The organism is Lacrimispora sp., assembly GCF_032078915.1.
In the GTDB taxonomy this organism is placed as follows: domain Bacteria; phylum Bacillota; class Clostridia; order Lachnospirales; family Lachnospiraceae; genus Lacrimispora.
In genome coordinates this window covers 1-25,099 of the sequence record NZ_DAMAUN010000057.1, presented here as the reverse complement: position 1 = coordinate 25,099, position 25,099 = coordinate 1, and the positions used below count along the sequence as shown (strand labels likewise).

General features: G+C 43.8%; 22 protein-coding genes, 2 tRNA genes and 2 pseudogenes. 13 read left to right on the top strand and 13 right to left on the bottom strand.

What is annotated here, in order from left to right; genetic code table 11:
* From RT269_RS19915 to RT269_RS19905, 3 genes and pseudogenes are all read right to left on the bottom strand, one after another.
* A pseudogene (locus tag RT269_RS19915) lies at positions 1-848 on the bottom strand (extracellular solute-binding protein); the annotation flags it as partial.
* Positions 849-947: 99 nt separating this feature from the next.
* Entirely contained in the window at positions 948-2,900 is a 1,953-nt protein-coding gene (locus RT269_RS19910) for an alpha-glucuronidase (RefSeq protein WP_313185211.1), read from the bottom strand.
* Entirely contained in the window at positions 2,900-4,033 is a 1,134-nt protein-coding gene (locus RT269_RS19905) for a Gfo/Idh/MocA family protein (protein ID WP_313185210.1), read from the bottom strand. The genes RT269_RS19910 and RT269_RS19905 overlap by 1 nt, the downstream gene beginning before the upstream one ends.
* Positions 4,034-4,306: 273 nt before the next feature.
* Between RT269_RS19905 and RT269_RS19900 the strand changes: the two genes are divergently transcribed.
* From RT269_RS19900 to RT269_RS19890, 3 genes are read left to right on the top strand one after another with little or no spacing between them, the layout of a single operon-like run.
* Positions 4,307-5,122 carry a helix-turn-helix transcriptional regulator gene (locus RT269_RS19900; RefSeq protein WP_313185209.1) on the top strand — a complete coding sequence of 272 codons (816 nt, stop codon included), beginning with the start codon at positions 4,307-4,309 and terminating at the stop codon, positions 5,120-5,122.
* Positions 5,123-5,136: 14 nt separating this feature from the next.
* Complete coding sequence (locus RT269_RS19895; protein ID WP_313185207.1) at positions 5,137-6,057, top strand: NAD-dependent epimerase/dehydratase family protein; 921 nt, start codon at positions 5,137-5,139, stop codon at positions 6,055-6,057.
* Positions 6,058-6,089: 32 nt separating this feature from the next.
* Positions 6,090-7,181 (top strand): aldo/keto reductase, encoded by a 1,092-nt coding sequence (locus tag RT269_RS19890; protein WP_313185205.1) that lies wholly within the window; start codon positions 6,090-6,092, stop codon positions 7,179-7,181.
* A gap of 76 nt (positions 7,182-7,257) precedes the next feature.
* Here RT269_RS19890 and RT269_RS19885 read toward each other — a convergent pair whose 3' ends face one another.
* Positions 7,258-8,214, bottom strand: coding sequence for a D-2-hydroxyacid dehydrogenase (locus RT269_RS19885; protein ID WP_313185203.1), 957 nt, complete (start codon positions 8,212-8,214; stop codon positions 7,258-7,260).
* A 508-nt stretch (positions 8,215-8,722) separates the two neighbouring features.
* Between RT269_RS19885 and RT269_RS30260 the strand changes: the two genes are divergently transcribed.
* From RT269_RS30260 to RT269_RS19865, 4 genes are all read left to right on the top strand, one after another.
* Positions 8,723-8,941 carry a hypothetical protein gene (locus RT269_RS30260; protein WP_313185238.1) on the top strand — a complete coding sequence of 73 codons (219 nt, stop codon included), beginning with the start codon at positions 8,723-8,725 and terminating at the stop codon, positions 8,939-8,941.
* Positions 8,877-9,455, top strand: a complete 579-nt coding sequence (locus RT269_RS19875) for an NAD(P)-dependent oxidoreductase (RefSeq protein WP_313185236.1) — start codon at positions 8,877-8,879, stop codon at positions 9,453-9,455. Before RT269_RS30260 ends, RT269_RS19875 begins: the two co-directional genes overlap by 65 nt.
* 91 nt (positions 9,456-9,546) lie before the next feature.
* Positions 9,547-9,619: transfer RNA gene (locus tag RT269_RS19870), tRNA-Ala, on the top strand.
* Positions 9,620-9,625: 6 nt separating this feature from the next.
* Positions 9,626-9,699: transfer RNA gene (locus tag RT269_RS19865), tRNA-Val, on the top strand.
* Positions 9,700-10,382: 683 nt separating this feature from the next.
* Here RT269_RS19865 and RT269_RS19860 read toward each other — a convergent pair.
* The 4 genes and pseudogenes from RT269_RS19860 to RT269_RS30255 all read right to left on the bottom strand — a co-directional run.
* Positions 10,383-10,664 (bottom strand): hypothetical protein, encoded by a 282-nt coding sequence (locus RT269_RS19860; RefSeq protein WP_313185201.1) that lies wholly within the window; start codon positions 10,662-10,664, stop codon positions 10,383-10,385.
* Between the two features lie 133 nt (positions 10,665-10,797).
* The gene (locus RT269_RS19855) at positions 10,798-11,019 is read right to left on the bottom strand and encodes a hypothetical protein (RefSeq protein ID WP_313185200.1); all 222 of its coding nucleotides are present in this window, start codon (positions 11,017-11,019) and stop codon (positions 10,798-10,800) included.
* 734 nt (positions 11,020-11,753) lie between these two features.
* Positions 11,754-12,497: a GNAT family N-acetyltransferase gene (locus tag RT269_RS19850; protein WP_313185199.1), complete on the bottom strand. Its 744-nt coding sequence runs from the start codon at positions 12,495-12,497 to the stop codon at positions 11,754-11,756.
* Positions 12,498-12,769: 272 nt separating this feature from the next.
* Positions 12,770-12,898: pseudogene (locus RT269_RS30255) on the bottom strand (rubredoxin-like domain-containing protein); the annotation flags it as partial.
* Positions 12,899-13,172: 274 nt separating this feature from the next.
* Here RT269_RS30255 and RT269_RS19840 point away from each other — a divergent pair.
* From RT269_RS19840 to RT269_RS19820, 5 genes are all read left to right on the top strand, one after another.
* Entirely contained in the window at positions 13,173-14,846 is a 1,674-nt protein-coding gene (locus RT269_RS19840; RefSeq protein ID WP_313185197.1) for a S8 family peptidase, read from the top strand.
* Between the two features lie 708 nt (positions 14,847-15,554).
* A complete protein-coding gene (locus RT269_RS19835; protein WP_313185195.1) occupies positions 15,555-15,884 on the top strand; it encodes a winged helix-turn-helix domain-containing protein in 330 nt (109 codons plus the stop codon).
* Positions 15,885-15,957: 73 nt separating this feature from the next.
* Entirely contained in the window at positions 15,958-16,545 is a 588-nt protein-coding gene (locus RT269_RS19830; RefSeq protein ID WP_313185194.1) for a hypothetical protein, read from the top strand.
* 119 nt (positions 16,546-16,664) lie between these two features.
* Entirely contained in the window at positions 16,665-16,850 is a 186-nt protein-coding gene (locus RT269_RS19825; RefSeq protein ID WP_025232395.1) for an alpha/beta-type small acid-soluble spore protein, read from the top strand.
* 17 nt (positions 16,851-16,867) lie between these two features.
* Positions 16,868-17,056, top strand: coding sequence for a hypothetical protein (locus RT269_RS19820; protein ID WP_313185192.1), 189 nt, complete (start codon positions 16,868-16,870; stop codon positions 17,054-17,056).
* A gap of 122 nt (positions 17,057-17,178) precedes the next feature.
* Here the strand turns inward: RT269_RS19820 and RT269_RS19815 are convergent, their stop codons facing one another.
* From RT269_RS19815 to RT269_RS19795, 5 genes are all read right to left on the bottom strand, one after another.
* The gene (locus RT269_RS19815) at positions 17,179-18,978 is read right to left on the bottom strand and encodes a glycoside hydrolase family 2 protein (RefSeq protein ID WP_313185191.1); all 1,800 of its coding nucleotides are present in this window, start codon (positions 18,976-18,978) and stop codon (positions 17,179-17,181) included.
* Positions 18,979-19,010: 32 nt separating this feature from the next.
* A complete protein-coding gene (locus RT269_RS19810; RefSeq protein ID WP_313185189.1) occupies positions 19,011-19,841 on the bottom strand; it encodes a carbohydrate ABC transporter permease in 831 nt (276 codons plus the stop codon).
* A complete protein-coding gene (locus tag RT269_RS19805) occupies positions 19,831-20,730 on the bottom strand; it encodes a carbohydrate ABC transporter permease (RefSeq protein WP_313185187.1) in 900 nt (299 codons plus the stop codon). The genes RT269_RS19810 and RT269_RS19805 overlap by 11 nt, the downstream gene beginning before the upstream one ends.
* Before the next feature lie 74 nt (positions 20,731-20,804).
* Positions 20,805-22,202 carry an extracellular solute-binding protein gene (locus tag RT269_RS19800; RefSeq protein WP_313185185.1) on the bottom strand — a complete coding sequence of 466 codons (1,398 nt, stop codon included), beginning with the start codon at positions 22,200-22,202 and terminating at the stop codon, positions 20,805-20,807.
* Positions 22,203-22,548: 346 nt separating this feature from the next.
* Positions 22,549-23,541, bottom strand: coding sequence for an ArsR/SmtB family transcription factor (locus RT269_RS19795; protein ID WP_313185184.1), 993 nt, complete (start codon positions 23,539-23,541; stop codon positions 22,549-22,551).
* 269 nt (positions 23,542-23,810) lie between these two features.
* On the opposite strand from RT269_RS19795, the gene RT269_RS19790 reads away from it, so the two are divergent.
* Positions 23,811-25,099: APC family permease (locus tag RT269_RS19790; protein ID WP_313185183.1), on the top strand; the 1,289-nt coding region annotated here is incomplete at its 3' end.

Below are 25,099 nucleotides of genomic sequence, written 5' to 3'. Positions count from 1 at the left end.
TGAGCAATGGATACTGGATCATTTCCTACATTTTCAAGGTAATCCTGTCTGGAGCAGAATACATGAAGATCTGCCAGTTCTTTGTACCAGGTCATGGCTTCCTTGTAGTCCTCTACCGTGTAATTCATATTCAGATTTTCATCGAATTCACCCTTACCGGTCTTCTGCTGCAGATAATAAACGGCCGCAAAACGGAAGGTCGGGCTTACGATCAGATAAGCGTTTGGATTCTGCGCCGTAATGGCCTTGGCCGCTTCCTTGTAGGCTTCGAATGTAGTCGGAATTTCATTGATACCAGCTCTCTCAAATGCGGATTTGTTCAAATAGACGCCCAGAGTATTCTGCCCGTAAGGAATGGCCTGCATCACACCGCCGGTCTTTCCTGTCTCTAAAAATCCTGCATCATACTGTGAAAAGTCAATGATATCCGCAACCTTGTCTAAATCATAGAAACCAGTGCCGTCCGGACTGTATTTGATAAGCCACGGATAATTGACAGTCATGATATCGGCTTCCGTACCACCCGCATAACGGGTAGCAAAAGTCTCTTCCAGGTTACCGAAGCCGGAAGGCTCGCCTGTCACTTCGATCGCGCCTGCATGAGCCGCGTTAAATGCGTCAATGGCCTCCTGAGTCGCCTGATGGCGGTCATCATTGCCCCACCAGGAAAAGCTTAGCTTGGCCAGTTCACCAGCCGGTGCCGCATCTGACTTTGCCTCTCCGCCGTTGCCTGATGCCACCGTAGTAGCCGGTGCAGAGTTTCCTCCGTTGCTTCCGCATCCGGTGAAGCTGACTGTTGCGGTTAAAACTGCTGCAAGTACGGCTGAACGTTTCTTCCATTTTTTCATAATACTAATTCCTTCCTTTTCTTTTTTATTTGCAGGGTCTGCGAAACCCTATACCGCCAATATTTACGGTGCCTGATAATACATAATACAGATGATATTTTAATCATAGATCTTTCTGCCATGGGTATCAGGAATTCCTGACTTACGATAGAAATAGGTATTGATCTGATCCCGCCAATTGATTGCATTTTCTTTTTGTTTCTTTAGACGGTCTCTCACATTCCTATAGCATTCTTCATCTAAGAGCGGTTCCAGGCTCTCCCAAACACCCTCGTACTGCTCTACTTTCTCCACTCCCGCAAAATGTGTGTCATATATATGCTGTATAACAGTCTTTCCCGAGCGGAGGACATGGGTATACGGCACATGATGGAAAAACAGCAAAAGCTCATCCGGACAGGTAGATAAATCTTCATATTCTCTGAATCTGTCATCGGAGTACTGCCTCGTATATCCGGTACCGCCCGCGACCGAGCGTTCTCTTCCTACGCCGTTGCGGTCTGCATAATGATAGGTCCCCCATCTGTCATATTCATATCCGTCTATGTCCACTCCGTAGTGTATCGTCGGTTTGCACATAAATCCAACTGCCAGAGGACAGGTATAATCTTCATAAACACCTCTGGAAGTGGTAAGGATCTCCATGATCTTTGCAGCCTCATCCTGGGGAAGATCAAAGGTTAAATTTACCCATTCTCCGGCTATGGCTTCAGAACTGAGTGAGTTGTCCCATACAAGCCTGCCGTATCCATAGAGATTGGCCTGAGCCAGCTTGTTGCCTGTCCAGTTTGTATCCATGCCCACACTTCCGACCGCCGCTATTCCTGACCGTTTGGGATCCGGGGAGTTCTTTTTGATCTCATTCCTGATATAAGCATCTTTCCCATAGCGGGTGTCAAAATCCAAAGTTTCCTTCCACATGGGGATCAGATAGCAAATATCGACCTGATGTCCTGTGTATTCCTGGGTGATCTGGAATTCCAGTATTTGATTTGTCTTTTTAAGTGCTCCAAATAATGGAGAATTAGGCTCTCTGATCTGAAAATCAATGGGACCATTTTTAATCTGAAGGATAACATTGTCCTCGAACCTGCCGTCGTGCTCCATAAATATATCATAAGCAGCCATGGCGCGGTCAAGGGTTCTGTCTCTCCAGTCCTGCCCGCAGTTGTATACAAAACACCGCCAGATAATGATGCCTCCTAAGGGTTTTATCGCCCGTGCCAGCATATTCGCGCCATCTTCGTGGGTCCTGTTATAGGTAAATGGACCCGGCTCCCCCTCAGAGTCTGCTTTCACGATGAAACCGCCAAACTGGGGAATCTCTTTGTATATGTCAGCTGTCACTTTCTCCCACCATGCAGCAACTTCCGGCACAAGAGGATCCGCTGTGTCAAGCCCGCCTACCACGATGGGAGCTGCAAAGTTGATGGCAAGAAATGTCCTGATTCCGTATTCGCCAAACACATCAGCTATCTTTCTGATTTCTTTTAAATTCCCGCCCTTTATGAAGAAGGTCTCTTTTTTATGTACGTTTACATTGTTGATTGATATGGCATTGATCCCTGTACTTGCAAGCATTCTTGCATAAGAGCGGACGATCTCCATATCTCCTCTAAAATTGTTACTATCATAATAAATTGACTCTCCCGCATAACCTCGTTCAATGGAACCGTCGAAATTGTCCCAGTGATTGATCATGCGTATGTTCTGATCCGGTCTGCTCTTAAAGGGAAGCGTACCTTTTGTGATCAGAATACGGTGCAGACTGAATACTCCATAAAGAAGACCTGTCTCCGTAGATGCTGTTATTTCGTAGCCTGTCTCTGTCCTTCCTATCTCATATCCATCATTGCCGTCATCACCTGCCAGTGATAACACCAAAGAAGATCCCGGTTCATCCGATGGTTCTGCACCTTCAAACAGCAGTAGCAGCTCTCTCTCTATGGTTTTCATTACAATGCTGTCTTTTTTATCTTTGATATGATAACCGGATATATCCGGCTGATGTACTTTCCTTTTCAGCCAGCACAGATCCCTTGTTTTTGTCATCAATTCAGTTCCTCCTGATTTCCGCTGCCAGCGTTCTGATTCGCTGCGAGGAAATTCTTTCCGTTTTCAATTATTCCGTTTTTATCATACAGAAGACTGTCCCTGTCCAAAGGCAAACGGACCGTCGATTTCGTAAATCCGGACTGATAGATCGCCGTAATGACTTCAAGAGCCAGGCGGCCGTCTGCACTGTCTTCCGGATGGTTCTCACCATTTTCTATAAAACGGATCGCCCGCTCGATCTGTGCCTCATGCGTCGTCCTATCCGACTCTGGAATTGATTCCCGCACCTTCTCAAGCTCTGCTGCGGTATCCGGGTCGTCTACGGGAAATCCCGTGTCTGTAGAACGGCTGCTCGTGACCTGATAGGGGGATGAGATACCCGCTTTTTCACACTGGAAGGCAAGTCTTTGATACTGGCCATGTGTCACCAGGTTTACTGCAAAGGTTACTACTGCTCCGCTTTTATAGGTGAGTATTGCAGCTGACAGATCTTCTGTCTCCGCATTATCATGTGCAGCATTTGTGAGAACAGCCGTCACAGTCTCAGGAGGGCCCATGATCCAGTTAAGTAAGTCTATCTGGTGTACGCCGTGATTCATCACACAGCCCCCGCCTTCCTTCTCCCAGGTGCCTCTCCACCAAAGATCATAATAACTGTGACCGCGGTACCAGAATGACTCCACCTGGCCAAAGAGCACTCTGCCTGCAATGTTACTCTCAATCAGTGTCTTTAGTATCTGATTATCTTTCGTGAAACGGTTCTGGCATACGACTCCCAGATAAGTGCCAGTCTCCTTTTGGACCTCTATCATTTCGTCGCATTCCGCCAGAGACAAGGCCATGGGTTTTTCCACCAGTACATGCTTCCCTGCCCGCATACATGCTATGGAAACAGGCAAATGGGTGAACGGCGGGGTGCATACACTTACAAGATCGATATCCGGTCTTTTAAGCATCTCGTTATAATCCCCATAGACCTCCGCTGCATCCAGACCATACTTCTCTTTCAGACTTTGCGCTTTCCCGGGAAAGATATCGCAAAGCGCAGCCACCTGGCATCTGTCCGGAAGTGCAAGGTATGCCTTAAGATGAGTTTCTGCAATAACGCCCGTTCCGATGATACCTACCATAATAATTCCTTTCTTATAACAGTTTCATTGGGTCTGTCAGCATTTTGATTAAATAAACGTTTATTCTGCTTTACATTTTAGCCATATCCTCCAATTATGTGAATGTAATATTAAAATACCATTTGTAATTTTTAAATATCTTTTTTACTTTGTATTCTCTATTGCACATTTTTACCGGACAAGATATACTAAATATACTAAAAAATCCTGCATCAGTAACAGCCACTTTATTTTTTCTAAAAAAGTCACAAAAATAAATGGGAGGCGCAGCTTATGGAAGTGAATTTTGATAACATGATTCCCGATCTGCACTACTACATTCACAGAAAATGTACTGCGAGTTGGAAGATCGATCCGGATTACATATCTTTCATCGACATCACATATGTCATAGCGGGAAAAGCCAGATATTTCATAGACGGGACAGAATATATCGTCCGGAAAGGTGATCTGATCTGCATACCCAAGGGCACCCACAGGGCGGCGGTCAGTGTACCGGAGGATCTGATGGAATGTTACTCCACAAACCTCTTCCTCACAGATCAAAAAGGCAACGATATCACCCTGCCCATTGACCTCATCAGCCATATAGGCAATGTCCCCCAGCTCATATCATGCTTTCATGAGATCCACGAAGAATGGCTGAAGCGTGAGTTCGGTTACAAATTAAAGGTGCGGGCCAGCATGTGTCTGATTCTATACCATATACTGGATCTCCTTTTCAATGAAAACCGGATCAGCAGCAAAGACATCCGCATCATCAACAGCATCCGTTATATGAGCACTCATTTTGCAGAAGATGTAAGCATCGATACCATGGCCAGTCTGTTCCATATCCATCCGGTATACTACGGAAATCTGTTTAAAAAAGCGCTGGGTATGACATTTAAACAGTACCTGATATCACTGCGGTTAAATCATGCGGAAAACATACTGAGGAGCGGTGAGGCCAACGTAGGCGATGCAGCTCTGCAAAGCGGATTTTCTGATATTTATTATTTCTCAAAACTATTTAAAGAAAAAAAGGGCATCCCGCCTTCAAAGCTGCTGCCGCCGGAGAGGAAGAAACAGATAGAGATATTCAAATAAGGAGGAGATTCCGTATGACGAAGAAAGCACTGATTATCGGAGGAAGCGGAGGCTTAAGCGGCCGTCTGGCTGCACTTGCAAAAGATGAATATGAAGTTTGGGCGGTTACCAGAGGACAGCGGCCCTTAGGTGACGGGATCCATCTTTTAAAAGCCGACCGAAACGATACTGAAAATTTCCGGAAAACCATTTTAGAAGCGGATACAACCTGGGACATCGTCTTTGACTGCATTTGTATGAACGAACGACATGCCTTGCAGGATTTAAATGTATTTCCCGGAATAACAAAGCGCCTGGTAGTGATTTCCACGGATTCCGTGTATGATCCCTTAAGAAAAGACACACCGCAGAATGAAGACGGATATTTCATCGAGGAAGAAGGCGAACCCGAAGCACTCACGTATGCAGGCAACAAACGCCGCATGGAACATATCTTTATCAACAGCTTTAACACCTCCTTAGCGGTTACACTGTTCCGCCCCGGGCATATTTACGGACCTGGTTTTCTCATAGGGTGTTACCCGGAGCACAGCAGGCAGAAGGAATTGCCCCAGCTCATCCTGGACCGGGAGCCTCTATCTCTTGTTGGCGGCGGAATCTATCTCACACAGCCCATATTTGTGGACGATCTGGCAAACTCCATGCTCGACTGCGCAGACAGGCAGGGCGCTTTTAACCGTATTTTCTGTATCGGTGGACCAAAGGCAGTGGAAAACCGCAGATATTATGAGATCATTGGGCAGCTTCTTGACAGGGACTTGAACATTAAGGATATCCCGCTGACAGGATACCTTGAAGATCACCCGGAGTACAGCGGTCATCTGTGCCATCGGATCTATGATCTGTCTGCCCTGCGGGAGGCGGGAGTAAGGCTGCCTGATACCCCCCTTGAAACGGGATTAAATATACACTTAAAATCACTCGGTTATCTTTAACACTCATTCTGAACGAAACCTGGAGGTATTATATGTATTACAAACAGTATGGAAACACCGGCATGAAAGTCTCCGCCATCGGCATGGGCTGTATGCGGTATGACTCTGATGATGTCAAATCAGGTAATCTTGAAAAATGCGCGGAAGTTGCTCTGTATGCCCATGAAAAAGGCATCAACTACTTTGATACTGCTCCTTATTACTGTGACGATAAGAGCGAGATCATCACAGGTATCGCCCTGTCGCAGCTGCCCAGAGACAGTTACTATATTTCTTCAAAGACCAACTTAGGCACTGTAGGCGGCAGCTACACAGAAGCAGATTATCGAAGGAGACTGGAAACCACATTAAGCCGGCTAAAGGTGGATTATCTTGATTTTTATCATCTGTGGTGCGTATTGAATCTGGATTCATTTTCCAATCAGGTGGAAATCCTTTATTCTTTCTTTGAAAAAGCCAAATCAGAAGGGCTGATCCGCAATATCGTGTTTTCATCCCATATGCAGGGTGACGAGCTTGAAACTGCCGTGGCTTCCAATCTATTTAAGGGAATGCTCATTGGATACAATGCTCTCAACTACCGTTTCCGCCAGACCGGCATCAAAGCCGCCTATGACAATGGCATGGGCGTCGTAGTCATGAATCCCTTAGGAGGCGGTCTTATACCGGGAAATCCAGATACATTCCGTTATCTGACAGAAGGAACAGACCTTACCGTGGCACAGGCAGCCTTAAACTTTGTGGCATCCCATAAAGAGATTACAATCACTCTCGCAGGCTGCACCACAAAAGAACATGTCGATGATGCCGTAAAAGCCGTGGAAAACTTAGCCGAGCGCCCCGCTGCTGAAATCTATGAAGAATATGAAAATAAGGGCATGATCAGCAACGACCTCTGCACCGGCTGCGCTTACTGCAAGCACTGTCCAAAAGACATCGATATCCCCAAATTCATGGATGCCTATAACATGAAGCTGCTGGGAAATGATATGTATGATCGCCTGAAGGGTCACTGGCAGATATCAAAAGACTTAGCCGGAGACTGCATCAAATGCGGCAAATGCGAGAAGCTGTGCACACAACATCTGCCCATAATAAATAGACTGGCTGAGATAGCAGGATAAAATACCGGCAGCCTGCATAGCAGGCTGCCGGTCAATTTACCAGTCCACCGTTAAATAACGCCGATTCAACAGAGAGTCAGGGATTCACCACATTCACCGGTGCTTTTTCAAGAAAAGCACGCAGATTTTCGGATGCTATGCTCATCAACCGCTCACGGCTCTCTTTCGGCGCCCAACTGATATGGGGGGGAATCAGACAGTTTTTAGCAGTCAGTAACGGATTGTCGCCCCGGATCGGCTCGGAAGAAACTACGTCTAATCCTGCGGCATATACTTTACCGGTATTTAATGCCTCCGCAAGATCCTGCTCGACGATCAAGGGGCCGCGACTGTTATTAATAAGGATGACTCCATCTTTCATTTTGGCAATGGTATCTTTATTAATGATACCCTCCGTTTCCGGAAACAAGGGGCAGTGAAGAAAAATCACATCGGAGGAAGCAAGCAGTTCGTCCAGTTTTACATAGTCGGCAATGGCACGTCCTGACTCTGATTCTTGCCCGCCATAGGCAAGAACCCTCATATTCATAGCCTTGGCAATGGCACCAGTCGCCTGGCCGATTTTTCCAAAACCAATGATCCCCGCTGTCTTGCCTGCCAGCTCAATAAGAGGATAATCCCAGAAGCACCAGTCCGCATTATTTTCCCAGCGCCCCTCATACACCGCATTGCTGTGATGAGTCACATGATGACAGATTTCAAGGAGAAGTGCAAATGCAAACTGTGCCACCGATGCCGTACCGTAAGCCGGGATATTGGTAACCGTTACTCCCTTTTCCTTCGCAGCTTTCACGTCTACTACATTATATCCGGTTGCCAGGACCCCCACATAGCGAATGCCAGGACAGGCGTCCAGTACTTCAGCACTTATGGGAGTTTTGTTTACGATAACAGCCTCTGCATCACCGATCCGTTCTATAATGGTCTCTAAAGGAGTCCTGTCATAAACAGTCAGTTCCCCTAACGCCTCAAATCCGCTCCAGCTTAAATCTCCCGGATTTTCCGTATACCCATCTAACACAACTATTTTCATGACATTTCCTCCTTAATCTTCTAATAATGCATCTTTTTTTCCAATACTCAAGGCAGCCGCCGCTTCTTCATTTTTTTACATTTTATCATCTTCTATTTCATTTTTCCACTTCTTATGAATAAGTGAATCTATTAGTTCTTCCTGCCAGTCCCCTGCGGCGAAAGGATAACATGGAACCTGAAACCGCATAATAAATCCCATCTTTTTTAATCCTTCACTCAGTGCTATAATAGGAAATGCAGGACCCGCTTACAGCGGCCCTGTAATTTTATGCAATGATTGGAGTGATACCTGTGAATATCGTATTATTAGAATCCCTGGGCATTCCGGACAGCCTTTTGAATAATACGTAAAACCGCTGACGGAAGCCGGCCACTGCTTCACCTCTTATCCGAAGGATACGGACCTTAAAGTCCAGATCCAACGGGCCAAACTGGCAGATGTCATCATGATTGCCAATATGCCTCTTTCCGGGCAGGTTATATCTGCCTGAGAGCATTTAAAATTCATTGATGTTGCATTTACAGGGGTTGATCACGTAGACCTGGAAGCAGCAAAAACGAAAGGGATCAAAGTCAGCAATGCAGCCGGATACTCCACAGAGGCCGTGGCAGAGCTTACGATCTGCCTCATGCTCTCCCTGCTTCGCAATAGTTCCCCAGGTGGAAGCCCGGTGCAGAGAGGGGAAAACCAAAGATGGCCTGGTAGGCTGCGAAATTATGGGTAAAACCGTAGGAATCATAGGCGCCCGCGCTATCGGTACAAGAACTGCCGAACTCTGTTCCGCCTTTGGCTGCAAGGTACTGGGATACAAACGACACCTGGCTGGGGACGAGCCTTCATTTATTGAGTTCGTATCCCTTGACGAGTTATTATCCCGTTCTGACATTGTAAGCCTCCATTGTCCTTTAAACGATGAATCCCGCCATTTAATAAACCGGGACACCATTGCTAAAATGAAAAAGGGCGCATACCTAATAAATGCCGCAAGAGGGCCTGTGGTAGATTCCGCTGCCTTGGCTGGAGCGTTAAATAACGGTTACCTTTCCGGTGCCGGAATTGATGTTTTTGAAACAGAGCCTCCCCTTGATCTGGATCATCCACTTCTTAAAAGCAAGAATACCATCGTTACCCCACACATGGCTTTTGCATCAGTGCAATCCATGGATGCCCGGGCAAAAATTGTCTTTGACAACATCAAAAACTGGCTGGAAGGCTGCCAGACCAACATCATTCTTTAAAATTGAAGCCGAGTAAAAAATATGGTAATTTTTGTCTCATTTGTATAAAAAATACTTGTAATTCAGAATCTTCGTGCTATAATTTAAACATGGGGATATAGCTCAGCTGGGAGAGCGATGCGTTCGCAACGCATAGGTCACGAGTTCGAGTCTCGCTATCTCCATGTGATGGAAGTATAGCTCAGCTGGGATGAGCGTTCGCCTCACACGCGAAAGGTCATGGGTTCGAGCCCCATTACTTCCACTATTTTAAAACCCTAGTAAATACAAGAATGCCTTGTAAATACCAGGGTTTTTGAATACTTGAATTTACAGTTATTTGCTGTATAAGACATGCAAATACCCATAGATACAACACGATATCACTCGAAATTCACTGGAAAATGATACAATTCACTCATGAAAATGGCAGGCCCGGAATACCGGATACCTGCCTATATGTTTATTTAGTTTTATAAATAGTGATCGGATGCCTTCCCATTCCTTAGTTCCATAATAAAAGTACCAGCTAAATGTAGTTAGCTGGTACTCTTATTGAACTATCATGAATTCTTTTTAATGTATATTTTTAATGCTTTTATTAACAGATATAACGCATATATGCCTACTCCTATACCAGCAATGACCAAGAGTAAGATGATTATATTCACAACACTTAAAATAGCCATCTATTCGTAACCCCCTTATAAAGTAATTTAATATCAGCAATAATATTATAATACCATAACGAAATCGTTTTAACTATATCATTACTTTCTTAAATCAATCAGTAATTTGCCTGCTCATCTACCAAATTGCAATTTTGATAACTTAGATACTCGGGTAAAGGGCAGTGTTTCGTATCAAGGCACGTCAAATGCAAATGAATTTGAGGTCTTCGCATCTCTTGGATCTGGTAGTAACTATCCTGATATTGGTTTTATTATACTATTGATTCAAAGTATTAAAGGGAGTCTCGTAAAGGGTACTACTGATCAGACTAATTATCCCTAAACCACCAAGCATTGATAATATTGAGCCTAAAAATCTAAACTTTATAATTGACTGCTCTAAATAGATCAAGTATATATTCGTATCCATGCTACCACCATTCATTTGCATAATGCCTGACATATTATTAGCTCCCAGCTCAGTACTGCCAATCAGTATTGCTATGCCGATAATGAAAATTGCCCCTAATATTGCCAATATCAGATTCTTATTCTTCATATGTTCCTCCAATAATTTTTTTCATCTCACCAGACCCATTGCCAAGAAATCGACAGTTGTTTTCTGATGAGGCGAATTATGAATGATAAAGCCATATATCGATCAACTGCCTTCGACCTGTATAATTGTCTTTCTAGTATAACGATACGCTATCACAACCTTTATTTATCACATCTGCTCCTCCGTAAAACCTTTTAAGTCCAAACATTGGAACCATCCTTATTTCATATAAATATAGAATACCACTTTCATCACGTTTTCCGCTTACTTGGTAAATTGTGCTTACTGGAAAACCATTCTTACATGAATTTAATTTATCCTTTTTAATATTTTTCTTTAGCTGTCTCTTATTCACCCTAGTCTCCTCGCTGCCCTTTGTTCATCAAGACCCTAAATCAGTTAATTAATATCAATGAAATCATCAAAATCTCTTTATATTGATACTATAATTATATATCACCTATATGGACTTTGCAAGGATACGGTTTTGCTAATACAAGGCTGTCCGGTACTTTTGTTTTTCGTGGATTATAGCAGTTTTTCGTAAGCTTTACAATTCCATTGGGCATACTTCAACCGGTGAGGGGATCCTGTTTGATTAGGTTTTCATTGTTTTCCACCCATATCACCCTTCGATCTTTGTATAATAATGACTAAAACCCTGTAATAACTTGCAGTTTTATGTCGTATTTTCAGACATTAACAGTTAATCCACAATTATTTCCACAACATTGTGGATAAGTGTCACTTTCTATATAATAAGTTAATCAGAAAACGCCCATCGTACAAATTCCGACAGGCGTTTTCAAAAAGGAGGCACAGTATGAACAAATCACTATGGATTATTATGTCGTAGTCATTTAAACCTTTACACCATTAAGATATAAATCTTCGACATGTCCTGTGACTATCTTTGATATCTTTTTATTAAATTGTATTTAAATTCTCCACTCGACTATATCTTCCATGCTTTTACGTGGCCGCGGCCTGGGACATTCATCTGGATGTCCAAATGACATAGCTGCGACCAGAGTACCTTATAATCCTTACTAACCATCAATTTTCAATTCTGCAGACTCCGAATAACGCTCATAATGGCTGTCTTAATTTTTTGCTAAAATATAAATTTAAATCATCATCGTTGCAATAAGTTCCATGCGGTTCTGCTATTTTATCCTTATACCATACACCTTTGCCATCGGGTATGTAACCACGCTTATAATACATTCTTTGAGCGCTTCCATATCCGCTGTGTAAGCCTACACCAAGATAAACGGTATCCGAATATTCTGAAGCAACTTTTTCAGCAGCGTCCATAAGTTTAGAACCTATTCCACAGCAACGGTATTTTTCCAATACACCAAAATCAACAATTTCACAATATCCCATATTTGCAAAAGAGCCCCATAAAGCATTGATATATACATTGATATAACCAGCAACGTTACCTTTGTACTCCGCAACAAGTGCAATGGATTTACCGGCAGCGTTATCCGCTAACCTCTTCAAATACTTTTCTTCTTTTGCCTGCCATCCTTGTGCTATTTCTTCTTTGCAAATAACTTTAGGATCTGTTTCAATCATTGTTCTTATCAGAACCTCTTCATCGAAGTAATAAACCATACCTGCTCCTCCCATCATAAAATTAATAAGTAATTCAAACGCTTGCTCCAGTATGATTTTATCTAAAAAACTGCGAACTATCAATATATAGTTTTGAATATAGATAACATTAAGCCAGGACTGCAGAAGTATTACATCAGGCAACGACAGAGTCCCATCACTACCCGTATCCCGTAAAAAACAAAAAACACCGGATTTCCTTTTAAACACAAGATTTCCCGGTGTTTTTGTTTTTCACAAACATTTAAATATTTCTTGCTGAAACACGTTTATCACAATTAGTATTTGCCCAATTTCATATGTCCTGCAAGTTCTGTTTTTGATCTTTGTTTAATTACCCATGCTTCATCCTTTGCCTGAGTGAAAGCGGATACACATTTAGGATCTAAATTATCCTCAATTCCTTCCTTGCTTAATGCGATGATTTTTTCTGCTAATGTGATGATCTCCATATGAATGGCATTGGTGCGGTCAGAACGATATATTTTCTCCGCATCTTCTTCACTAAGCTCTTCAAATTTCTCAGCACCCATTTTACACTTTGGACATTTTTCCGGTGCATTCTCCCCTTCATAAACATAGCCACATACTGTACATCTAAATAACTTCATAATAATATACCCCCTTAGTTGATCGATAATTTTAATATCTAATGTATATTATATTACCCGCTTTGCTATATTTGTCAATCGTTTCTGCAAGGGTTCTGCTATTTATGGAATACTGGGAAAATTCTGCCGCCGGCAATCGGCAGGATAGACAGCCACATTGTCAAAAACTTTAACAGAACCAGAATAAAACAAACCTCTATGCTGCTCATAATAGCACTCCTGCTGCATAATATAAAACAAATGCTCCTTTTGAATCAGACCTGGAGGCTGAAATTTGGAAAAAGTTCTGGACAATGACTACTATGACCTTATAATTAACAATGTTTCAATCCCCATGTATGCTTCCGGGGATAACATTACTACGCTGAATTTCAGGCACTCTTTAGTTCATATTCCTAAGACAAACTCAGATCCCTGCAACCTGGGCGTATATCCTTATAACAGCTTTCCGACTCTCTATACGCCGACTTCCACTATCAGCATTGAAAAATCAGGAATCGGCACCGTACAGAGAAATCCTTTTTTAGGCCTGTTTGGGCAGGGAATCATCGTTGGAGTCATAGATACCGGAATTGATTACCAGCACCAGGCTTTCCTTTATAATGATAACACCACCAGAATCCTTTCCATCTGGGACCAGTCCATACAGAGCGGTCCTATTCCTGAGGGTTTCACATTTGGCTCTGAATATAGAAAGGAAATTATCAATCTGGCCCTGAGATCAGATAATCCCTTATCCATTGTACCTTCCGTCGACACCAACGGCCACGGCACGTCTATTGCCAGTGTCATCGCCGGCAAACCAAATGCCGAAGGTACCTTTTCCGGCATTGTCCCGGAATCCGAACTGGTGGTTGTAAAGCTGAAAGACGCAAAGCAAAATCTGAAGGAAATCTTTTTTGTACCTGATGACACCCTCTGCTTTCAGGAATCCGATATCATACTTGGAATACGCTACTTAAATTCCTATGCGCAAAGTGTAAGCCGTCCCGTGGTCATATGCATTGCCCTTGGCAGCAGCAGCGGAGGGCATGACGGCAGCGGCGCACTCAGTAATTACCTAAACTACCTGGGAAGACTTCCCGGTATCGGCCTTTCTGTTTCAGCAGGGAATGAAGGAAATAACCGCAGGCATTACTTTAACAACACTACAGAGCCGCCCTTTTACAATGACTTTGAATTAAGAGTTGGAGAAAGTGACAGAATTTTTTCCATGGAAATATGGCCTTACGCTCTTGGACGGTTCGCTGTTGATGTTTCCACGCCAAACCGGGAATCCACTCAGCTGATTTATCCCACCATTGGTTCCTGCAGAATGTTTAACTTCATTTTTACCCCAAGTGTGCTCTGGGTGAATAATTTTATATTTGAAGAGGAAACCGGTGACCAGCTCATATTGCTGCGTTTTAGGGATGCCCTTCCCGGAGTCTGGAGCATCCGGATTCAAAGCATTGATAATGAGCCCATATCCTTTCACTCCTGGCTGCCTTCCGGAGATCTTCTTTCAAATGAGACCTTTTTTCTTAACCCGAATCCGGATACCACGATAACGTCCCCCGGCAATGGTCTCCATCAGCTGACGGTTACTGCCTATAACCAATTTAGTGACAGCATACTCATAGAATCAAGCAGGGGCTATACAAGAAGCGGGCTGGTCAAACCGGATATCGCGGCCCCAGGCTACCAGCTTCCCTGTGCCATCCCCAGGAATCAGTATGGATCCATTACAGGAACAGGGGCTGCTGCCGCTCATACGGCCGGTGCCATTGCCATGATCCTGGAATGGGGCATTTCCAGAGGAAATTATACTTCCATGACCGGATACGATGTCAACCGCCTGATTATAAGAGGGGCCCGGCGGGAAGGGGCTAATGTTTTTCCAAATAACATATGGGGATATGGCCAGCTGGATATAAACAATCTGTTTCGCAGGCTTACCAATGTATAACCTGTCTGCCAGGACCGGCATAAGTCTCTGTATTCCGGGTCATGAAATAATCCCTCGGCGCAAGATCCGGCATTTTGAAACGCATAAGGGTGTCCCTTCCTATGAAAACCATAGTTCAGGGACACCCTTTAAAATTTGGATTTTATGCGTCGTTCAATTCATTAAGGATATGTGATATTTAAACTTCCTGTAAAACTTCCATATAATAACAGCTGGCATGCTAAAAAGCAGATACAGAGTGGACAACCCACCTATGATTGCATAAACAACAATCAATAAAATAATAACGGCATTCATATATCACCCCTCCTTTTCTTTCTCTATTTTAGTGAAAATTGCCAATAAAAGGAATAGAGAAACGATAATCTTAACGCCATCTTAACACCTTCTTAACAACATGACATCAGAATGAATCCCATGAATGGAGTCAGGCATTGCCGTTGACAATCCACATGGCACTCCTCTATAATAAAGTCAGCTTATATTGACAATATAAGCTGACGATTGATGAGTTACTCAAGGAATGATAAATATGGCGAAAACGACAGTGTGCCAAAGCTATGGTTTACCTTTTAACAAAGAACACTCTCATTTCATTGCAACAGAGCCTGACGGAAGCAGAAGCATAGCCAACATTTTTTTCTTTCATACATAATCCACTTGCCACTAATCCAAAATCTTTGTATAGTAAATCTGAGGTGATAAATCATGCGCGTAGTTACAAGATTAAGAATCGGTAAAGATAAAATTTTTATTGGCAAAGGCGTAAAGGAAATGTTAGATGCCATTGAACTGTGTAAATCCATAAAAAAAGCAACGGAACAAACGGGGATTTCCTATCCGAAAGCCATTCGAATGATTCGGACTCTGGAAGAAGAACTGGGATTTCCTGTTGTTATTTCTGAAAAGGGCGGAAATGAACGGGGAGGAACACGTTTAACTGAAAAAGGCAAAGAAGTCCTTGAGACATATCGAAGAATTGAGAAATCCGTGGAAGAATATGCGGAAAAGCTGGTGGAACAGGAATTCCGTTTTTAAAAGACAGGGCTTGATATTTCCAAAACGTATAATTTTTCAGCCGCTGCGCATACTCAACTCGTGAGGTGATCATATGAGTTTTTTGAGTCTCTGCGAGATTATTTTTCGGTGCGCTTTATTTGCGTTGGCAGTTTATCATGTTTTCAAACGGGAATTTCAGCTAATGAAATCCGTTATCTTAGTATTCGCATTGTCCTTTTTACCGGAACTTCTAAATGCCGTATTTAAAATAAGAATAGATATCTTTAGCATCCTCGTGTATTTTACCATCCTATTCATGGCATTATACCTGGGCAGCTCGTACCGTTTCTATGATAAATATAAATGGTGGGACCGGACGATCCATTTTCTGTCAGGCGTTGGGTTTGTGGGCTTTGGAATTGCATTTGCCGGTACAGGCTCCGGCATTATAAAATTAGTGATCCTGTTATTTGGTTTTACTTTTTCCGTAACACTTCATGTGATATGGGAAGTGCTCGAATATATAAGTGACTGTATAACTCATGGGAATGCACAGCGCTGGCAAAAGATCCATACTTCGAATAACCATGTATCTGAAAAGGCACTTCAGCCTGCCGGTCTTGTGGATACGATGAATGATGCGATCTGCTGCATATCCGGCGCCGGCCTTTCCATTCTTGTCTGGTGGTTTTTTATTTAGTTTTTTCTGTACCTCCCTTTCAGGCAGTATCTGCCGGGAAGGGAGGTTATATTATGCTTCTGAATATTTTTTCTAACAAAACCTCATAATACTTATAAAACGAATTGAGGTGATTCTATATGCCAAACAGAAATGTAATTCCGGAAGCAAGGGAGGCTCTTGACCGGTTTAAGTATGAAATTGCCGAAGAAACCGGCTTCCCTATAAAAAGCAATGATTATAGCAAAATGACATCTTATCAATATGGATATATGGTTAAAAAGATGATTGAAGAGCAGGAAAAACAGATAATGGAAAGATCTTAATGCAAAGAGGTTTAAAGATGGGAAATTATACAAGCGGTGTAGAATTGCCGGTAGGTCTTGGTTTGGCGCTCGAAGAATATAAAGCAATGGATTATTTTTTCTCCTTACCCACCCAGGCGCAGCAGCAAATTATCGATCATACTCAGACGGTACAGTCCAGAGAAGAAATGCTTTCGTATGTACAGTCTATTGTAGCATCAAAATAAAAGAAGCGAATCTCCAATAAAAAAACAGCAGTCACTCTTGTAAAAGGGGAAATACCCTTACAGGAGTGACTGTTTTTTATAAATAGAAATGAGTAATAATAAACTCTGACAAGAGGCGTATACTACCGGAGTTCATCCCTCCAAAATGCCACTCTCTTCTCATTAATTTCCTTTATCTTCTCAGGATCCACCTTAAAGTTTCTCCTGATATCCATTAATCCATTAACTTCCTGCTGCACATCCGTGACCTGGGTGTAGCAATAGCCGCATACATAGGGGATCTCCTTAATGGCAGTCGTAATACTCTCAAACCTATTTAAGAAGTCCTCTTTTGTATTGACCTTGTTCCCATACCCCCAGCCCTCTTTGTCACTGTCAAATGCGATGCCGCCAAACTCACTGATCATCACCGGCTGTCCCTTGTAAGAAAAGCCATTGGCAAAAGCTGATTTGGAGGTGGAATGGTAAACCTCTGCCGCCAAAATCTCATCTTTGTATTCTGTATAACGCTTCCCCAGCACCTCACCCTTCTCCTCATAATCGTGAAGGGTGATGATATCGGAAACCGTATGCTCCCAGCCATCATTTACGATTACCGGGCGGTTTTTGTCAATGCTTTTCGTCAGGTGATAAATCCCTTCGGTAAAATGCTGCTCACTCCTGTTGGTCTCGACCCGGGGAATCCCCCAGGATTCATTTAACGGAGTCCATGTAATAATGGAAGGATGATTATAATTCTGCTTAACAATATCAAGCCATTCCCTTGTAAACAGTTCCACTGCGCGGTCGGAATAAACATAAGCGGCAGGCGCCTCACTCCAGACCAGCATCCCTTTAACGTCACACCAGTAAAGAAACCTTTCATCTTCTATCTTCTGATGCTTCCTCAAACCGTTGTACCCCAGGGCATGAATTTTATCGATATCTTCGATCAGCGCTTCCTCATCCGGCGGCGTCAAATGGGATTCTTCCCAATACCCCTGATCAAGGATCAGTCTCTGATATAATGGTGTCCCGTTTAAAAGAATGTTCGGACCGTCGATCCTGATCTCACGCATTCCAAAATAGGACAAGGCCTCATCACACACCTCTCCATCATAACGGATACGGAAGCAGATATCATAAAGCCAGGGCTCCGCTGGGGTCCATGTACATATTCCCCATGGGTTATCCGCCTCTGCTGCCTCCAGATCAATGAAAGCCTTTGTGGGATTTTTCCCTATGCTGGTCTGTGTCTTTGTCACAAACCTGCCACCAAAACTGACAGCTGCCTCAACCTCCAGCCTTCTCCCGTCAAGGGGAGTTGGACCGTCCACGATATATTCCAGTTCAAGCCCGCCCGACTGTAAATTGGGCGTCATTTTCACCGAGCTTAAGCTGATTTCCGGTACATACTCCATCCATACGGTCTTCCAGATTCCCGTCGTCTGCACATACCAGCAGCCAAAATTTTCAGAAACCCACCGCTGCTTTCCTCTTGGCTGCTGGGGATCCATATGATCCTCCGCTTTTACGACTACAAGGTTCTCCCCATCCTTTACAAGGTTTGTGATATCAAAGGAAAAACGGGAATATCCGCCTTCATGCATGCCGGCAAGCTGCCCATTGATCCATACCTTTGTCAGGAAGTCACTTCCCTCGAAGTGCAGAAACAGCTTATTTCCCGATAATTTTTCTTTCTCCGCCTGGAATCTGCGGCCATACCACACATAATGGTGCACCCCTTCGTCATGGATATTGCTTTTCTTTGTTTCATAAGTAAAGGGTACGCATATCTCTTTTTCCGTATGGAAACCCTCATACCAGCATTTTAGTTCTCCTTTATTATCATCATCAAAATCGAAGTCCCAAACGCCGTTTAAATTGATCCAGTCCCTACGGACAAACTGTGGTCTTGGATAGTCTTTTTGATAGCATAGCATGTAATAATTCTCCTCTCCTCTTTCCTGTCTCTTCAGCCCTTAACGCCGGACATCGTGATTCCCTGTACGATCTGTTTTTCAAATATCAGATAAATGATGATGGCAGGGATTGATGCGATCATATTGGCCGTCATCGGTTTCACATAATCCACGGTATAGGTTCCGGCAAAAATGGGAATACCCACAGGCAATGTAAATTTACTGCTGTCCATGGCGCAGAGCAGAGGCCACAGATAATTATTCCAGCTTCCGATAAATGCGAAAATGCTGATAGTCGAAATCACCGCCTTTGATAAGGGCATGATGATCCGGGCGAAAATCATAATCTCTCCGGCTCCGTCGATCCTGGCGGCTTCTATGAGGGAATCCGGAAGCCCCTTAAAAAACGTCACCATAATAATCAGATTCATGGATACTGCAACGGACGGAAAAAGCAATCCTGCGTATGTATCAATCAGCTTTAATCCATTGGCAGTAATAAACAGCGGCACAATGGTCGCTTCCCCCGGCACCATGAGTCCTAACAAAAAGTAAATATACAGCTTATTTCTCCCCATAAATTTAATTTTTGCCAGAGCATAGGCTGCCATGGCGGAAAACAGGACTGTTAAAACTGTAACAAGCACTGCAACGATCACGGAATTCAACAGCCACTTGGCAACATCGGAACCGATGATTAAGTCCAGATAATTCCGAAATGTATAGGGAGGCGTAAACCAGCTGACCACGCTTTTGATCTGCTTCCCCTCATACTGCAGGGATACGAAAAAGGCCCAGATCACAGGTGCCAGAAAAATGACGGCAAGCCCCGCGGATAAAAGAGTCAAAGCTACGCTCCCTGCTTTTACTTTCTTACGCTTCATCTTCCCTTTCCCCCTTCCTCTGAACCGCCTTCTGGATAAGCGTACATACTACCAGAATGGCAAACAGCACATAGGACATGGCCGCAGCATAGCCCATATTGTTCTTCGTAAATCCTGTCTCATAAATATATTGAATCAAGGGTTTTGTACTTCCTGCCGGCCCTCCTGCCGTGATTAACTGGATCTGGCCGAACACCTTGAAGCTGGCGATAATCTGCAGCATGACGATTAAGTAGGTGGTGGGCTTTAATAAGGGCAGAACAATGGAAAACAGCTGCTGCCATTTCGCCGCTCCGTCGATTTCCGCTGCCTCGTAAATCTCCGGCGAAATATCCTGCAGAGCCGATAAATATAACAGCATGGAAAATCCTACGGTCCACCATACGGTCATCATGGTAACTACCGCCCATGCATGATTTGTGTCAATCAACCACTGGATTTCCGATCCCGGACCTAAAATCCCGGTCAGATGCAGAACTCCGTTTACAAAGCCCATATAGGGTGCAAACATGTATTTTGCAATAAAGGACGCAACCGAAACGGATATAATACTGGGAAGATAATATGCGACCCTTAACCCACGCCTGATTTTCACCGGCCTGTTGGCAAACAGCGCCAGTATCAAAGCCATGATCACCAGAAAAGGTACGGAAAGGATGACAAAGATGATCGTATGTTCCAGTGCGTCAACAAACTTCTGATCCGAAAAAAATTTAGTATAATTATCCAGTCCTACAAATTTTACCTTACCCATTAAAGACCACTTATGCAGACTTACATACAGCCCCTGAATCACCGGCCATATGGTAAAAACTGTATATAAGGCCAAAAAGGGAAGGCACAATCCCAGGCCTGTAGCCATATCTCTTAATTTTCTGCTTCTGCTCAAATTACTGTCCTCCCTAACCATGCAATCTTTTTACAAAGAGGGGAGAACGGTTCCCCCCTCTGTTTCCTTAAAAGTTACGGAAGGTTTGACTCAAGCTCATCATATAGGGCATCAATTCCGGAGGCAGCATCTCCCTTTCCTGTCCAGATGGTATCCAGGCTGTCGATCATCCCTTTCTTCATTCCGTTGAAGGTAGATACCTTTGCCGGAAGAACTGCTTTCTCCACCTCAGACATGTAGCTGCTTCTATATGGAAGTGCCTTATAGGCGTCACTTGCAAGAACCTCCTTGCATGCCGGGATCTGGCCGGAGCCTGCCCAGGTCACGCCGCCCTTCATGGACGCTGCTACCATGAATTCCACCGCTGCTTTGCTGTCGGCTTCATTCCTTGAATTCTTTGTAGGAAGAATGAAGGTATGGGAATCAGCCCAGCAGTTATCGGTTTCAAAAAGCTTGGGGAATGCCATGGGTACAAAGCTTAAGTTATCCGTCTGCTCAAAAGCACCTACCGCCCAGGTCCCGCCGATGCAGATTCCCGCTTTTCCGGTCTGGAAGAATTTCTGGTGGTCGTCAATGCCTTCAGCTACGTAACCCTTGTCATACAGTCCCTTTACAAACTCCGCCGCTTTTACTGCCTTTTCCTTATCAAGGGTAACCTTCTTCCCGTCATCGCTGACGATAGGGGTTCCTCCCATCTGGAAATAGGTTGCCCACCACAGACGGTACGGGTCATCTCCATTATTGGTGATGGCGATGGTGGTGCCATCTTCCGGGATCACGGCCTTGATCTTATCACAAACGGCATAGAAGTCATCCACGCTTTTAATATCAACGGCCCCTGCCGCAGTGAGGGTCACGCCGGCCTTATCCAATATCTCTTTGTTGAAATACATGATCTCTGCATGAGTGTCCAAAGGCACCGCATAGACTTCTCCGTCAAACGTTACGGCATCAATGGAGGCCTGTGAATAATTCTGGCTTAAATCCACCCCCAGCTCGTCAAGATAGGAAGTGATCGGCTGTACTACACCGTCTTCCACCAGCTGAGGAAGAGAGGAAGCGTGGGAAATGCCGATATCCGGCCCTTTTCCTGCAGCAACGGCTGTCTGGAGCTTTGTATAATAATCTGCCCATACCAACATGATGGACTGTACCTGTTTCGTCGGGCTCGTGCCGTTGTAATCCTCAATCATCTTGGTCATGAAACCGCCGTCACCGCCGCTGAACAGAGACCACATGACCAGCTTGTTGGCATCCACTGCCACCTGCTCCGGATTGTTGACCGTTCCGTCGTCATTAACATTCTTTGTTTCTTCCGCCGCTGCTGCTGACGTTTCTCCACCGGAAGTTTCCTTGCTCTCCTGGGTACCCGCAGTTGTCTGCGTTGATGCGCTGCTTCCGCATCCTGACATTGCCGCCATAACCAGTGCCGCTGCACCTAATGCAGCCATCCATTTTTTGCCCTTTCTCATAATTACCTCCTTGTCTTGTTTAGTTACCTCGCAAACCATAAAACAGCCTGTCGTTTTTTGTCCAATAAAAGCTTGACTAACAACAGTATTACTGTTTCAATAAATCAACAATACACCTTTTTGTTGTGTTAGTCAATATATTATTCTCTATTTTATTTTATATTTTGTATATTTTATCTCTTTACAACAGCATTATTGTTTTATAATTTATTTCTATCATTTAGAAAAATAGAATCCCTGTTATAATACATCCTTTTCTTCTCCCATGCGCAAGGCAAAGAAAAAACAACCGCCTGGAAAATATGCATATTTTCCAAGCGGTTGTTTTATCTATTCCCATATATCATCAATATTCGATTTCCATAATAATATCCTGGGCATAATCGCCGAAGGTCTTACCAAAAAGATTAAAGCCGCCCTCATATTTTGCATCCTTACGATTTCCGATGGTCATGCTGATAAAGGCGTTCTCTGACAGCCCGATGTCATTGATTCTGACTTTGGAGGCCCGCTCTCCATTTATATAGCTTCCGTCTCCCTTGATCTCCCATTTTACCAAAAGACCGTATTGGGTAGAACCATTGGGCCATAGGGAGGGCGTAAATCTCCCCCTTCTGGACCCGAAGTCCCCAGGACAGCACCAGGTGGCGCACTCCACACCGTTTATCCACATGGTAATGTCGGACTTCCATTCCTCCGCATACCCAGGCGCTTCTGAGCATATCTCCATGGAGAAGGACAGCCGCACGGGCCGTTTCCCTGAAGGAAGCAGATTGGGGAACCGGTATTCTACATGGCCTTTGGAGGTCCACAAAAGACCTGCATCCATTCGTTCCGGCAGATAAAAGCTGTATACCTTATCCTCCATTCCCACCACTCCAGAAGGAGTATATAAGCCGCAGGTAGGAGAAATACCGCAGTCCACAAATGCGCCCACCGGCATTTCCACGCTTAATACCTCATTGATCTGACTGCTTCTGGGCAGGAAGCAGAGATTGGCATAATCCTGTTTCCTGCTGCACACCTTCATGGTCCCATGGCTCCCCGGCTGTTCTTCCATACGGATCAAATCCGCCGCCTCAAGAAGCTTCAAATGGAAAGCAGCGCTGGACTGGGGAAGATCAAGAGCTTCCGCGATCTGGCTGATTGAATAATTGTCCTGATATAACAGCTTTATGATCTCCAGCCGGACAGGTGATGAGATCGCCTTGCCAAACTCACAGATCTCTTTGATATTTTCCAGAGTATACTCCTTTATTTTTGCCATGAGCCTCTCTCCTTTTATTCTTTTTTTGCGCCTCTGGCGCTCAAAGACTTCCCCATATTTGATACTTATCATACATTATCTCCTGCAATGCTGTCAATCCCGGCCGTTATGTTGTACCTTTATTTTCCATTATTGGAAATTTTTTATCTTAATGAAAAATAAACTTCAAACAGAAAAAATTATGCTGTTTTATCTTAAATTTTATGATAAAATAAAAAAAGTTTCTTCATTAATAAATAGGGCCGTAATGTTATCAAATCTGGTTGTATGGCATTTATTTTCTTTGATGATGAAAGAATAATAAAAAAGGAATCCTATGGAATGATAGGACTGGTTAAACTATGGAACCGAAATTAGAAAAGAAATATGGCCTTTTTACAGCCATCGCAATGGTTGTAGGCATTGTCATCGGAAGCGGTGTGTTTTTTAAGGCGGAAAAGATCCTTACGGCAACCGGCGGTAATTTAAAGGAGGGCATCCTGGCGTGGGTGATCGGGGGGATCATAATGATTTCCTGCGCTTACACGTTTTCAGTTATGGCTACCAAATATCAGTTTATCAATGGTGTGGTCGATTACGCAGAAGCAACCATGGGGAAAAAGTATGCTTATTATGTGGGCTGGTTTATGGCAGCAATTTATTATCCCACAATTACCTCGGTGCTTGCATGGGTCTCCGCCCGGTATACCTGCGTAATCTTCGGATTTTCCATTACAGGCGGGGAATGTATGACCATAGCCTGCCTTTATCTGGTTTCAAGCTTTACAATGAATGCTTTATCTCCTGTTTTGGCGGGAAAATTCCAGGTAAGCACTACGGTAATCAAATTGGTTCCCCTCTTCTTAATGGCAGTGGTCGGAACATTTGCAGGACTTCGAAGCGGTATGACAATATATAATTTCACCCACTACGTGTCCCAAAGCACTACCAACGGGTTATTTACGGCTGTTGTCGCTGCAAGCTTTGCCTACGAAGGCTGGATCATTGCAACCTGTATTAACGCAGAATTAAAAAATGCAAAGAAAAATCTTCCTTTGGCTTTGATTGCAGGTACTTTTATTACTATGTCTGTTTACATCCTGTATTATATCGGTTTAGCCGGAACGATTAAAAATGAGGTGATGATGGCTGGCGGTGAAACCGGTGCCAAGCTGGCATTCCAAACAGTTTTCACCTCGGCAGGCGGTTCCCTTTTATTTGTATTCGTCATCATTTCATGCCTGGGGACCTTAAACGGGCTGATGCTTGGCTGCACACGGGGAATTTATTCTATCGCTGCAAGGGGTCTTGGTCCTAAGCCCAGAGTTTTCAGCCAGGTGGATCCAGCGACTAATATGCCTGTTAATTCCGCAATTATGGGGTTATTTCTTTGTAGCCTCTGGTTATTTTATTTTTATGGAGCAAACTTAACCGACAATTGGTTTGGGTTCTTCAGCTTTGATTCTTCAGAATTACCCATTATCACAATTTACGCCCTGTACATTCCTATTTTTATTATGTTCATGAAAAAAGGAAAAGAGCTTAATTTTTTCAACAGGATCCTTATGCCCAGCATATCCCTTGCAGGCTGTATATTTATGATTGCTGCCGCCTGGTTTGCCCACGGAATTGCTGCAATCGCATATCTGAT